At 40.5% G+C, this 11,795-nt stretch carries 14 protein-coding genes; 7 read left to right on the top strand and 7 right to left on the bottom strand.

The genetic code is table 11. The features are described from left to right. Window positions 1-71: 71 nt before the first annotated feature. From pstB to pstS, 4 genes are all read right to left on the bottom strand, one after another. Window positions 72-851: a phosphate ABC transporter ATP-binding protein PstB gene (gene pstB / locus NOS7524_RS02470; RefSeq protein WP_015136879.1), complete on the bottom strand. Its 780-nt coding sequence runs from the start codon at window positions 849-851 to the stop codon at window positions 72-74. A gap of 20 nt (window positions 852-871) precedes the next feature. Beyond that, window positions 872-1,753 (bottom strand): phosphate ABC transporter permease PstA, encoded by an 882-nt coding sequence (pstA, locus tag NOS7524_RS02465; protein ID WP_015136878.1) that lies wholly within the window; start codon window positions 1,751-1,753, stop codon window positions 872-874. 58 nt (window positions 1,754-1,811) lie between these two features. After that, entirely contained in the window at window positions 1,812-2,798 is a 987-nt protein-coding gene (gene pstC / locus NOS7524_RS02460) for a phosphate ABC transporter permease subunit PstC (RefSeq protein WP_015136877.1), read from the bottom strand. Window positions 2,799-2,894: 96 nt separating this feature from the next. After that, the gene (gene pstS / locus NOS7524_RS02455; RefSeq protein WP_015136876.1) at window positions 2,895-3,938 is read right to left on the bottom strand and encodes a phosphate ABC transporter substrate-binding protein PstS; all 1,044 of its coding nucleotides are present in this window, start codon (window positions 3,936-3,938) and stop codon (window positions 2,895-2,897) included. 985 nt (window positions 3,939-4,923) lie between these two features. On the opposite strand from pstS, the gene NOS7524_RS30890 reads away from it, so the two are divergent. From NOS7524_RS30890 to NOS7524_RS02430, 6 genes are all read left to right on the top strand, one after another. After that, window positions 4,924-5,058 (top strand): hypothetical protein, encoded by a 135-nt coding sequence (locus NOS7524_RS30890; RefSeq protein ID WP_015136875.1) that lies wholly within the window; start codon window positions 4,924-4,926, stop codon window positions 5,056-5,058. Window positions 5,059-5,109: 51 nt separating this feature from the next. Continuing rightward, entirely contained in the window at window positions 5,110-6,618 is a 1,509-nt protein-coding gene (locus NOS7524_RS02450; protein WP_015136874.1) for a UbiD family decarboxylase, read from the top strand. 275 nt (window positions 6,619-6,893) lie between these two features. After that, window positions 6,894-7,382: a hypothetical protein gene (locus NOS7524_RS02445; RefSeq protein WP_015136873.1), complete on the top strand. Its 489-nt coding sequence runs from the start codon at window positions 6,894-6,896 to the stop codon at window positions 7,380-7,382. A 389-nt stretch (window positions 7,383-7,771) separates the two neighbouring features. Continuing rightward, complete coding sequence (locus NOS7524_RS02440; RefSeq protein ID WP_015136872.1) at window positions 7,772-7,954, top strand: CsbD family protein; 183 nt, start codon at window positions 7,772-7,774, stop codon at window positions 7,952-7,954. A gap of 196 nt (window positions 7,955-8,150) precedes the next feature. Then, complete coding sequence (locus tag NOS7524_RS02435; RefSeq protein WP_015136871.1) at window positions 8,151-8,591, top strand: hypothetical protein; 441 nt, start codon at window positions 8,151-8,153, stop codon at window positions 8,589-8,591. A gap of 110 nt (window positions 8,592-8,701) precedes the next feature. Then, window positions 8,702-9,223: a hypothetical protein gene (locus tag NOS7524_RS02430; protein ID WP_015136870.1), complete on the top strand. Its 522-nt coding sequence runs from the start codon at window positions 8,702-8,704 to the stop codon at window positions 9,221-9,223. 52 nt (window positions 9,224-9,275) lie between these two features. Here NOS7524_RS02430 and gatC read toward each other — a convergent pair whose 3' ends face one another. The 3 genes from gatC to NOS7524_RS02415 all read right to left on the bottom strand — a co-directional run bounded on the left by gatC (window position 9,276) and on the right by NOS7524_RS02415 (window position 10,937). Further along, window positions 9,276-9,566, bottom strand: coding sequence for an Asp-tRNA(Asn)/Glu-tRNA(Gln) amidotransferase subunit GatC (gatC, locus tag NOS7524_RS02425; protein ID WP_015136869.1), 291 nt, complete (start codon window positions 9,564-9,566; stop codon window positions 9,276-9,278). A 94-nt stretch (window positions 9,567-9,660) separates the two neighbouring features. Continuing rightward, entirely contained in the window at window positions 9,661-10,182 is a 522-nt protein-coding gene (locus tag NOS7524_RS02420; protein WP_015136868.1) for a photosystem I assembly protein Ycf3, read from the bottom strand. A 53-nt stretch (window positions 10,183-10,235) separates the two neighbouring features. Next, entirely contained in the window at window positions 10,236-10,937 is a 702-nt protein-coding gene (locus NOS7524_RS02415) for an SOS response-associated peptidase (RefSeq protein ID WP_015136867.1), read from the bottom strand. A 199-nt stretch (window positions 10,938-11,136) separates the two neighbouring features. Between NOS7524_RS02415 and NOS7524_RS02410 the strand changes: the two genes are divergently transcribed. Then, window positions 11,137-11,769: a glutathione S-transferase family protein gene (locus NOS7524_RS02410; protein ID WP_015136866.1), complete on the top strand. Its 633-nt coding sequence runs from the start codon at window positions 11,137-11,139 to the stop codon at window positions 11,767-11,769. The last annotated feature ends 26 nt before the right edge of the window (window positions 11,770-11,795 follow it).

Below are 11,795 nucleotides of genomic sequence, written 5' to 3'. Positions count from 1 at the left end.
GTGCGTTAGGACTAATGTCCATAACGCACGCTACTGGACTGACTCAGCACTGTTTCCTGAAAGCCTGTACTTCAACCAAAGCGTCCAGAAACGTAGTCACGGGTACGAGGGTCGAGGGGATTACTAAATATTTGCGTTGTCGCACCAAACTCGACCATCTGACCAATACGACTCTCATCAGTGCTAAAGAAAGCGGTGAAATCAGAAACGCGAGTGGCTTGCTGCATATTGTGAGTGACAATGGCAATAGTTAATTCAGAGCGTAAACTGTGAATTAATTCTTCAACTTTCATTGTAGCGATGGGGTCAAGAGCAGAACAAGGCTCATCCATTAACAACACTTTTGGCTTGATTGCTAAAGCACGCGCAATACAAAGTCTTTGTTGTTGACCACCAGAAAGTCCTAAAGCTGATTGATTGAGCTTATCTTTAACTTCCATCCAGAGTGCAGCACCTTTGAGTGCAGATTCCACAATCTCATCTAACTCTGCTTGTGGCAACCTAGCTGATATTCTGACACCATAGGCAACATTTTCATAGATGCTCATGGGAAAAGGATTTGGTCTTTGAAACACCATACCGATTTGGCGGCGTAGTCTATTGATATTAATCCGAGAGTCATAAATATTTTGACCAAAAAATTCCACACTGCCTTCTACTTTTACAGGGCCTTCTAATTCACTGATACGATTGAGGGTTTTAATAAAAGTGGATTTACCGCATCCACTAGGGCCAATAATTGCGGTGACATGATTTTGGTAAATATCCATAGACACCCCTTCAATTGCTTTTGAGGTGTTGTAGTAAAAGCTCAGGTTTTTAACTTTGATAGATGGGGTTAGTTGATTCATGATTCAATTTGGAATTGGTATTACTTGGTCTTTTTCTTACTTGTAACTAACCGAGAAATCACACTAACGCACAAAACTAAAGCAAGTAAGACTATGGAGGTAGTCCAAACTAATTGGTTTCTAGCGGGGTCAGGGTCGTTGTAGAGGTTAAAAATTAATACTGGCAAGGAAGCGGTAGGACTGATTAATCCCGCCGACCAATCCAGACTAAATAAGGCGGTAAAAACTAAGGGTGCTGTTTCTCCGGCTGCACGCGCTACAGCTAGTAATACACCTGTGGTGATGGTGGGTATGGCTGCTCTGACAACAACACGAAAAGTGGTTTGGAAGCGTGTACCGCCTAAAGCCGCAGAGGCGAGACGTTGGTCTATGGGAATCAGCTTTAAGGCTTCTTCTGTAGTCAGTACGATAATGGGTAGCATGATTGTTCCTAGAGCAAAACCACCTGCGATCGCACTAAATTGTTTAGTCACTAAAACTATCACACCATAGGCAAATATCCCGACAACAATAGAAGGTACACCAGTCAGAATACTGGTAATAAAACGTACAGAACGAGCGATCGCATTAGTTTGACCAAATTCTGCCAAAAATATCCCTGTAAATAAGCCAATGGGAAAACTTAATATAAAGCCAATAGTCACGACTGTAATTGTTCCTAAAATGGCATTAGCAAAACCATTGTCAATGACTGTTGTGACAAACATTTCTGTTCTTAGACCACTAATGCCTCGAACAATAATTTCCCACAGAATAGATATTAACGGAATTAAAGCTAAAATCGAAAATACGAATGCAACCCCATTCATGAAGTAAGAGAATAACAGCCTGCCTTTAGGTAAAGGATTGTATAATTCTGCTGCTAAAATTTTATCTATTTCTGGTTGTTCAAAGTTATTCATTTTTGGCAATTTTGCTGTTCACTGGGACATACATCAAGATAATTTTTCTCGGCAAAATTTATTTACTTTTTCTAACTACGAACTGCACTAATAACCGAGCAGCAATATTCACAATGAGAGTTACAGCAAATAAAATTAACCCCAAATAACTTAAAGCGCCAATATGTAATCCTGGGTTGGCTTCTGCGAATTCATTAGCTAATACAGAAGGAATTGTATAGGCTGGATCAAGTAAAGACAGACTAATTTGAGCGGAGTTACCAATTACCATAGTGACGGCCATAGTTTCACCCAAAGCACGTCCTAAAGCCAGCATGGCTGCACTCACAATTCCAGAGAAACCAGCCGGTAACAAAACCCGAAAAATTGTTTCCCAACGAGTACCACCCAAAGCCATAGATGCTGTGCGTAATTCTCTAGGTATAGCGAGCAAAACATCGCGGGTAATGGCTGCCATTGCCGGTAAAATCATAATGGCTAAAATTATCCCGGCTGTCAGCATATTTGTGCCTACAGGGAAATCTGATTTTAATATTGGCAACCAGTGAAAGGTACTACCTAACCATTTTTGCCAGGGTTCTATAAAAGGAATAAATATAAAAATTCCCCACAGCCCAATAATCACACTAGGAATTGCCGCAATTAATTCCACTACAAAAGCTAATGTTGTTTTTACAGCTGGTTGGAGGAAATCCTCGCTAGTGACTAAGGCGACTGCTATGCCTATAGGAAAGGCTAAAAAAATAGCGATCGCGCTACTGACTAAAGTTCCATAGATATAAGGTAAAGCTCCAAAAATTTCATTACCTACATCCCAATCTTGACTCCATAAAAATCCTATACCAAATTGTGTAATTGCTGGTTTAGCCTCAGAAAAAATAATCCAACTCATCACAAATAATACAGTAACTGTGATGGCAGAAAATATATGTATTAGCCAAGTAAATCCCTTGTCTAGCCAAAAATTTACATCACCATGAGTTGTTAATTGAAAATTTTCATTATTTGAAGCAGGTTGTTTGGATGGTTGAGAGAGATTTGCCATAAAAGCATTGCAACTGGATTGTGAAATTATTTGTTATTTATTCGGGTGGACAAATAGCCCACCCAATACTACGTAAAAAATTAGTAAAATTGCCAACTATGGCTTAACATTGTTATTCACTGTTTGGAGTACCCGTCTAGCTACGTCACTCGGAATTCTGGTGTAGTTCAGATCATCATTAAATTGTTGACCATCTGTCAATACCCAGTTAATCCACTTTCTCACAGCCTCAGCTTTAGCAGCAGTTGGATAGTTTCTATAAACCATCATCCAAGTCAGACCAACAATGGGATAACCTTGTCCTGGATCTCCTACGAAAGTACGGAAGTTATCTGGAAAAGTGACAGATGATAAAGCCGCGTTGGCTGTTTGTAGAGAAGGAGCAACAAATTCTCCTCGTTTGTTTTGAATTTGAGCTGATCTTAAGTTGTTAGCAACCGCATAACCATATTCAACATAGCCAATAGAGCCAGGAGTCCGAGCTACTAAAGAAGCTACCCCTGGATTACCTTTACCTCTGAGGACGTTTGGCAAAGTCCATCGAGGAGCCGTATTAGCACCAATTCTGCCTCGGAAATAACCATTAATGCTACTTAAGTGGTTAGTGAAAATGAAAGTTGTACCACTACTATCAGCACGAACTACAAATCGAATTGGTTGATTTGGTAGGTTAACACCAGGGTTGTCTGCTCTAATGCTTGCATCATTCCAGTTAGTGATTTGACCAGAAAAAATTGCTGGTAGCGTCTTACGAGACAATCTCAGATTGTTTACACCTGGAACGTTATAAACAACAGAAACAGCACCGCCTGCGGTGGGAACTAGAATCACACCTCTTTGAACTTTAGCCATGTCACTATCTGTCATGGCAGCGTCACTACCACCAAAGTCAACGGTACCTGCAATGGTTTGACGAATCCCACCACCACTACCAATCCCTTGGTAGTTAATTCTCAACTCTGGATGTTTCTTTCTCACTTCACGAGCATACCGTTCGTATAGTGGAGCTGGGAAAGTTGCTCCTGCACCATTGAGAGTTTGAGCTTGAGCTGTGGCTGTAAAAATAGGAGTAACTGTCACAGCAGCTGCTACAACCGCAGTGCTAAATACACGCTGAAGAACGGTGGTTGAAAAAATCATATTGCCTCGGAATTTAAGGACTACTTACTGCTTAAATCAAAACCTTAATTAAGGTACATTTTTTGTTTTTAATTTAGATTAAGGAAAGGTAAATAAACGTTTAAACTGTGTTTAAATAAAGCTGGGCAATAATCTCTTTTTATTGTCTGTAAAACCTAGTTTTTAGTAAGTTAACGAAAACCAGATTAGAAGTTGATTATTATCATTCTGAGTGAACGTATTATCAAATTGACAGTCTTATGCAATCAGGCAAGATGCCACACATCTCTAACGGTTATAACCATGTGGTAATGTTTCTCAGATTGCATAAATTTTTTGCATTATTAGATAAAATCTTGTAAAGTTATGATGAATTAAAATTAGTATCCATCAAGAATACTATGGATACAATTAGTAAAATCAATTGTGCCAATGTTATGGAATCTTTGTAGAGGATTAATTTAGCTAGATTTTGATATCTACAGCCTGAGCAATTGTAATTTTTTGCTTGAACAGCACTTGAAAATAGGGCGTAGGAAGTGGGGAGTGAGGAAAAGACATTTTTATCCCTTTGTTATAGGCTTTATTTGGGTCTATGTATAAATAACCCCTGAGATGATGGATTCAATAAGTTTGGGATGGCGATCGCAATCGCAAATATGTAAAGTGGGGTAGAGAAAGATACAAATTTAACCAAAAACCTATGTTTCTCGGTGTTGCGTCCACTAGCGAAGGGTGAAAAGCAGGGGAGCAGGGGAGCAGGAGAGAAAAACCACCCACAAGGGGTGAGGTTTTGAACCTTATTCTTTTGATAAAAAAATAAACCTGGCAGAGTCTATTTCACCAGACTGACTACCAGGATGGCACGGTATTTTCTCGCCATGTTTGATTGATTGGGGTAGTGCTTATTTATAGGAAATAATGCCTATCCGTATCTAGGATAACTGAATTAATGCTGTTAGGGGTTAAGGGAAGCCAGGCAAATGGTTAATTTGTAGTTAAAGTTATGGGGATTGGAGATTGGGGACTGGGGATTGGGGATTGGGGCGAAGTAGGGGGAGAAAAATCCAATACCCAAATCACAACTCAGCACTCAGCTAAACGCCGTGTTACCGCTAACAGCACTGTAGCTAATGGCTAATAATATAAGAAGGCGCTTTACACTTCTTAAATATTTAGCTTGACTAGAACTATGGCCAGAGATTTGCGGGGATTCATTAAGATTTTAGAAGAAAAAGGTCAATTGCGGAGAATATCTGCGTTAGTTGACTCTGATTTAGAAATTGCTGAGATTTCCAACCGGATGCTGCAACAAGGTGGCCCTGGCTTGTTATTTGAAAACGTCAAGGGGTCATCTTTCCCGGTGGCGGTGAATTTGATGGGAACGGTGGAAAGGATATGCTGGGCAATGAATATGCAGCATCCCCAAGAGTTAGAGACTCTGGGGAAAAAGTTGAGTATGCTGCAACAACCAAAACCGCCGAAAAAGATTTCTCAGGCTATAGATTTTGGTAAAGTGCTGTTTGATGTCGTCAAAGCGAAACCAGGACGGGACTTTTTTCCTGCTTGTCAGCAGGTGATGATTCAAGGTGATGATTTGGATTTAAACCAGTTACCTTTGATTCGTCCTTACCCTGGTGATGCTGGCAAGATTATCACCTTGGGACTGGTAATTACTAAAGATTGTGAGACAGGTACGCCAAATGTCGGTGTGTATCGCTTGCAATTGCAATCCCAGAATACGATGACAGTTCATTGGTTATCGGTGCGGGGAGGGGCGAGACATTTACGTAAAGCTGCCGAAAATGGGAAAAAATTAGAAGTAGCGATCGCACTTGGTGTAGATCCTTTAATTATCATGGCAGCTGCTACACCTATCCCTGTCGATTTATCTGAGTGGTTATTTGCTGGATTATATGGTGGTTCGGGTGTGCAGTTGGCGAAGTGTAAAACCGTAGATTTGGAAGTTCCCGCCGATTCCGAGTTTGTCTTGGAAGGAACAATTACACCAGGGGAAGTGTTACCAGATGGCCCCTTTGGCGACCATATGGGATACTACGGTGGCGTGGAAGATTCGCCTTTGATTCGCTTCCATTGTATGACGCACCGCAAAGACCCGATTTATTTAACGACATTTAGCGGTCGTCCACCCAAAGAAGAGGCCATGATGGCGATCGCGCTCAATCGGATTTATACTCCTATATTGCGGCAACAAGTCTCAGAAATTGTGGATTTCTTTCTCCCAATGGAAGCTTTGAGTTACAAAGCCGCAATTATTTCCATTGATAAAGCATACCCCGGACAAGCAAGACGAGCAGCTTTAGCCTTTTGGAGTGCATTACCCCAATTTACTTACACCAAGTTTGTGATTGTTGTTGATAAAGACATTAATATCCGTGACCCGCGTCAAGTAGTCTGGGCAATTAGTTCCAAGGTTGACCCCACACGAGATGTATTTATTCTGCCAAATACACCATTTGATACTTTAGATTTTGCCAGCGAAAAAATTGGCTTAGGCGGACGCATGGGTATTGATGCAACTACGAAGATTCCCCCAGAAACAGACCACGAATGGGGCGCGCCTTTAGAATCTGACCCAGATGTAGCCGCAATGGTACAAAGGCGATGGTCTGAATATGGTTTGGCTGATTTGCAACTAGGTGAAGTTGACCCCAATTTGTTTGGTTATGACGTGAAGTAAGACCTCATTTTCTGGGTAGGGACTGGGGACTGGGGACTGGGGACTGGGGACTGGGAAAGAATTTCTCCCTTGTCTCCTCCCACAACCCCACACCTTTTTTCAAAGCGGCAATCTTACTTTATAGAAATTTGCAGTTTAAATTTACTTATGTATCAGTTTTGAAGATACTTATATCTATGTAAGGTTGTTTAGAGTTAAACTCTCTTATATAGGAAATAATTTAAGTTTTCCTTAAATATTGTAACGTTCAGTTAATAGACCAGAGGTGTCTAGTTATGACCATCAGCAGTAATGGCAAAACGGTCAGCCCTCGGCAAAGACGTGCCAAACTTAAAGGAGAAACAACAGTGGAAGTTGAAAATAATCAAGGTCATAGCTTGAATCAAGATCAAGTCGAACAAGGTGCTAATTTATCAGTGCAAGTAGAAAATTCCGATAAACAAGAGGTTGTGGGAACACTCGCTGTTGCTGGAGTGCGCCCTATCGCTGGGAGTGACTTGGAAGTATCTCAAACAGTATCAATTGCTGGGTTACGTCCAATTGGTATCAGTCATTTGCAAGTGGTTGACACAATGAATGTTATGGGAATTCGCCCCATTGCTGCTAATACAATTCACGTTGTTGACAGTATTAATCTTTCTGGAATTCGCCCAATTGCTTCTAGTGCGTTAGTGGTTTCTAGCAGCTACTCGGTAATGGGGAACCGTCCGGTAGCCTCAAATACTACTGATGATTCTGATAGCCTGATGGGTTTTATAGATTAGGTCAAAGAAAAATCTCATTCACCTCAATAATTGCATTAACCCAGTTCTATATAGTAACTGGGTTTTTGATTGACAAGTTATGAGTCAACCCCTCCTCCTTTAGAGATGAAAATAGGTCTATTCATTCCCGCCGACTTACTTAGTTAAAAGTAATCGCTAATTAACATGATAATTTTGGATTTTGAATTCCCTGAAGATTTTGACTACACAAGTAAATTCCAAAATCAAATCGGATTGCTATATCTCCCTTTTTGTATAGGTAATTAATATATCCTGTGGGGGAAGGCTTCCATAGATTTATTAAGCTATCTTGTAGAAGCGATAACAAAGAATTCAAAGTTATTTGATGGCTTTGAAATTAGTTTTCTATGAAATATTAGGAGTGTAAAATGAGTTTAGAAGAACGGGCAAAAGCTACAGCCAAAAATATTGAAGGTAAAGCCCAAGAAACAGTAGGAAATGTTACTGGCGACCCAGAAGATAAAACTGAAGGTAAAGCCAAGCAAGCTGAAAGCGAAGTACGTCATGGCGTTGAAGATGTCAAAGATAACATCAAGAAAAAGCTTGATTAAGCCTTGACTTTTACTTGGAACAATAAAGCCTTGATTAAATAGTTATTTAGCGTAGGGACGTGTGCATCATGTCTCTACATTTCTGAACCTTATTTACTAGCATAGACTATCTTAAATAACCAAATATCTGCTTAATATTCTAGGCAAAGCTACATATTTTCTATGTGATTTACTCTAGTTGATAGGAGGAAATAATATGATTCTGCTACAGCAGAGTCGCAAAATCTTGACGACTTTTATCTTAATTGCAGTGTTGATGATCACTACTGCTTGCGGCGGTGGCACATATACACAAAGCGAACGCACCACTACCCCACCAGCTATTGGTAGAAGTGTCACATATTCAGAGTTAGAACGAGGCAATACTCAATCAGGGCAAAGTTTTGGTAACTGGGTAGTACAAACATCCAGAGGCTTAGTACAAGATGCGTATGTACGCGATAACAATAAGTTAGGCGTGGTGATTGCCCCTCAAGTGCGTCCTAACGAAGTGCGTCCTTTAGCAAAATCTCTACTGCAAGGTTTTCACAAAAACTTTCCTAATCAAGATTTAACGGTTTTGGTTTACGGCCCTGATAAAAAGTTGATTTTGACTGCTAATTATGATGTGCAAACAAGTCAAATTCAATATAGCTAAGTAGAAGGAAGGTAGTGGGGACTGGGGATTGAGGAGTTGGGAGAGAAAAAGTACACAATCAGCACTTAGGACTCATCACTCAAGAAATTTTGAATTCGGAGCGAAGTGAAGTGACTAGCAGCGAAGAATACAGACGGCAAATCATGAAGGATTTGGCTGAAGGGAATATTGAATATCTGGATGATACAACAACCGATGCCGGTACTCAATACGAAACCTTCGATGATTTTGCTCAACGGACAACAGCAGATCAACGGCGTAATTTGTTCAGTCGTTCTTTAAATCCAGAACGGATTCCTCCCAGCCAAATGGAGCCAGAATTACAAAGAGCGATCGCCCAAATTAAACCCAACGAACGTGACGATGTTGCACGCGCCTTTTTCAAACATTTCAAGCAAAGAGGATTAGACGAGCGACATCTAGAGCAACAGTTAGGACTTTCCACACACCACGCTAGCCGTATGAATGCTGATGATGTCAGCAGACTTGCATCCTTTGCCTATCACAACCATCCGGATATTTTCCGGGAAGTGCTAGCGGAGCAACCAGGCATTATCAAGTTTCTCAGTAATCCTATTGTGGCGGGGATTATTGGGATTGCCGCAGCGAAGTGGTTGAGTAGCCGCAGATAGATTTTAGATCAGAGTGTAGAGAATCAGGTGGGTAATACCCACCTTTTTTATGCTATTCAGCATTTAAAATTTTTGGCACTTTAAAGAATTCGCCTTCTTGTTCAGGCGCACTGTTGAGGATAGCTTCTCTATCAGGATAGGGCTGTAGTTCATCCTCTCTGGTGACATTGCTGATATCAATAGCTCGTGTTGTAGGAGGGACATCGGTGACATCTAATTCACTCAGCTGCTCCACATAATCCAAAATACTACCTAGCTGAGTGGTAAATTGTTCCTCCTCTTCTGGAGTCAATTCTAAACGAGCCAGCAGGGCTACTTTATGCACTTGTTCGCGATCAATCATGGTTTGTTATTCCAGAGTCTATAGTCAATGATTAATAGTCAATAGTCAATAGTCAATAGTTATTCACTGTGGACTATTGACTTTGGACTAATGACTAAAAGAATACGTCTATTTGCATCCGCCCGGTGGTTTTGAGCCAGTTTTGGGCTTCAATGTAGTTATTGGGAGCCATGCGAATGGCTCGAATCCAGTAATCTGCGGCTTGATCAAATAATGCTTCGCCGCCATCATTGTCACCATCTTCTTTGGCTTTTTCGCCTTTGTAGTGGTAGATTACGGCGATGTTGTTTAAAGCTTGGGGTAGACGAGGATTGAGTTCAATCGCTTGATGATATAGTTCTAAAGCTTTGTTATGGTCGCCATTGCTGGCATAGATTAAACCCATATTGTAAAGAATATAACCGCGATCGTTTGGGTCTTCTTCTAGGGTGAGGGCTTCTTCATAATATTCTAAAGCTTCGGCATATTCGCCTTCTGCCTGGGCTGACATCCCATCTCGGTAATAAACAAATGCTTCTTTAGCTTTCTTGTTGGTTGGCAGCATCTTCAGAATGATATCTGCCATGACTGTAAAGGATTTGTCAATAAAGTTATCGTTTTTCTGCGTTCTTGGCATATTCGCTTCTGATTAGGGATTGGGGATTAAGGATTGGGTATGACACTCAATAGCTAATTTAACTGATTTGGGTGGCTATTCTGCTCGTGGAGTGGAATGATACATTCTGGGCTGTTGTGTTTTGGGCTATTAACCAGTTTGCTTACTGGGTAGGCGGTCATGGCTGTGGCAGGATAGGGAGATAATAAGGACTGTAGGGCTGGAAGGGATTGAACTTCCGGATCTAGCCACAAATCGTAATCTTTGAAGTCAAGAATCACTGGCATCCGGTTATGGATTGGTTGTAGCAACTCGTTGGCATCTGTTGTCAAAATTGTACAAGATGTAATTTCTTCTTGCTCAGGAGATATCCATTTTTCCCACAAACCTGCAAAAGCAAAAGGTTTCCCATCTTGGAGACGAAAATAAAATGGCTGTTTTGTGCTTGGTTGTTTTTGCCACTCATAAAAGCCATCAGCTACCACTAAACAGCGTCGATGCCTGAAAGCAGAACGAAAAGCTGGCTTTTCCGCTACAGTCTCGGCTCTGGCGTTAATCAACTTTGTCCCGATGCTGGCTTTTTTGCCCCAGGAGGGTATTAGTCCCCAACGTAACTGCCGCAATTCACGCTGATTAATTTCAGCATTATGTAACACTGTCGCCACCATTTGCGTAGGTGCAATGTTATATTGTGCAGCCAAATTTTGCATTGGTTGAACATGGAAAAATTCGGCTAATGCTGATGCTGACTGGGTTAAAGTAAATCTTCCACACATAATTTTTTTTGACTATTGCATCAAATTAAACATTGAAACGCCCGAATAAAATATTACTAAGATTTTTATTTTATCAATAATTAATATCTGCTTTATAAGCATAGTATTTCCATGAAATATCCTGTTTAATAAAAATAATTTTGTAAGATATTGTATTTTAGACCATTAATTGTCCACATCTTCTGCACTATATTTTTCTATGGAAAATCTAAAATTGTACGATTTCTTACCTTCAGGTAACGGCTACAAGATACGTCTTTTATTAACACAAATGGGGATGCCATTTGAAACAGTAGAGGTGAATATTTTAAAAGGAGAGAGTCGCACGCCAGAATTTTTAAGTAAAAATCCTAACGGTAAGATACCAGTCTTGGAAATTGAGCCAGGAAAATATTTGTCAGAATCAAATGCTATATTGTTGTACCTGAGCGAGTATACAGAATTTCTGCCTTACGATCGCTATTTAAAAGCGCAGGTAATGCAATGGTTATTTTTTGAACAATATAGTCACGAACCATACATTGCTACTTCAAGATTTTGGATTTCTATTTTAGGGAAAGAGGAAGAATATCGCGCCGCCTTAGAACAAAAACGAGAACAGGGTTATGCAGCCCTGAAAATAATGGAAAATCACTTGCGTTTCCACAGCTTTTTTGTGGATGAGCGTTACACAATTGCTGATATTGCTCTGTTCGCTTACACTCATATCGCCGATGAAGGTGGTTTTGATTTAACACAATTTCCTGCTATTCAAGCTTGGATAGAGCGTGTTAAAGCTCAACCTAGATATATCAGTATCACTCACGAACCACAATTGTGCTTGGATTGGTAATGGGGCATTAGGCATTGAACTAGAGC

The sequence above is a fragment of the Nostoc sp. PCC 7524 genome (assembly GCF_000316645.1).
Classification (GTDB): domain Bacteria; phylum Cyanobacteriota; class Cyanobacteriia; order Cyanobacteriales; family Nostocaceae; genus Trichormus.
The sequence above is the reverse complement of the archived record's forward strand: the minus strand, read 5'-3'. Positions and strand labels throughout refer to the sequence as shown.

Excerpts from the sequence above, each read along its gene's own strand:
- NOS7524_RS02440 (WP_015136872.1), top strand. The coding sequence starts at position 7,772 with ATGAGTTTAGAAGAACGGGCAAAAGCTACAGCCAAAAATATTGAAGGT.
- NOS7524_RS02415 (WP_015136867.1), bottom strand. The coding sequence starts at position 10,937 with ATGTGTGGAAGATTTACTTTAACCCAGTCAGCATCAGCATTAGCCGAA.
- NOS7524_RS02445 (WP_015136873.1), top strand. The coding sequence starts at position 6,894 with ATGACCATCAGCAGTAATGGCAAAACGGTCAGCCCTCGGCAAAGACGT.
- NOS7524_RS02450 (WP_015136874.1), top strand. The coding sequence starts at position 5,110 with ATGGCCAGAGATTTGCGGGGATTCATTAAGATTTTAGAAGAAAAAGGT.
- NOS7524_RS02410 (WP_015136866.1), top strand. The coding sequence starts at position 11,137 with ATGGAAAATCTAAAATTGTACGATTTCTTACCTTCAGGTAACGGCTAC.
- gatC (WP_015136869.1), bottom strand. The coding sequence starts at position 9,566 with ATGATTGATCGCGAACAAGTGCATAAAGTAGCCCTGCTGGCTCGTTTA.
- pstB (WP_015136879.1), bottom strand. The coding sequence starts at position 851 with ATGAATCAACTAACCCCATCTATCAAAGTTAAAAACCTGAGCTTTTAC.
- pstA (WP_015136878.1), bottom strand. The coding sequence starts at position 1,753 with ATGAATAACTTTGAACAACCAGAAATAGATAAAATTTTAGCAGCAGAA.
- NOS7524_RS02420 (WP_015136868.1), bottom strand. The coding sequence starts at position 10,182 with ATGCCAAGAACGCAGAAAAACGATAACTTTATTGACAAATCCTTTACA.
- pstS (WP_015136876.1), bottom strand. The coding sequence starts at position 3,938 with ATGATTTTTTCAACCACCGTTCTTCAGCGTGTATTTAGCACTGCGGTT.
- pstC (WP_015136877.1), bottom strand. The coding sequence starts at position 2,798 with ATGGCAAATCTCTCTCAACCATCCAAACAACCTGCTTCAAATAATGAA.
- NOS7524_RS30890 (WP_015136875.1), top strand. The coding sequence starts at position 4,924 with ATGGGGATTGGAGATTGGGGACTGGGGATTGGGGATTGGGGCGAAGTA.
- NOS7524_RS02435 (WP_015136871.1), top strand. The coding sequence starts at position 8,151 with ATGATTCTGCTACAGCAGAGTCGCAAAATCTTGACGACTTTTATCTTA.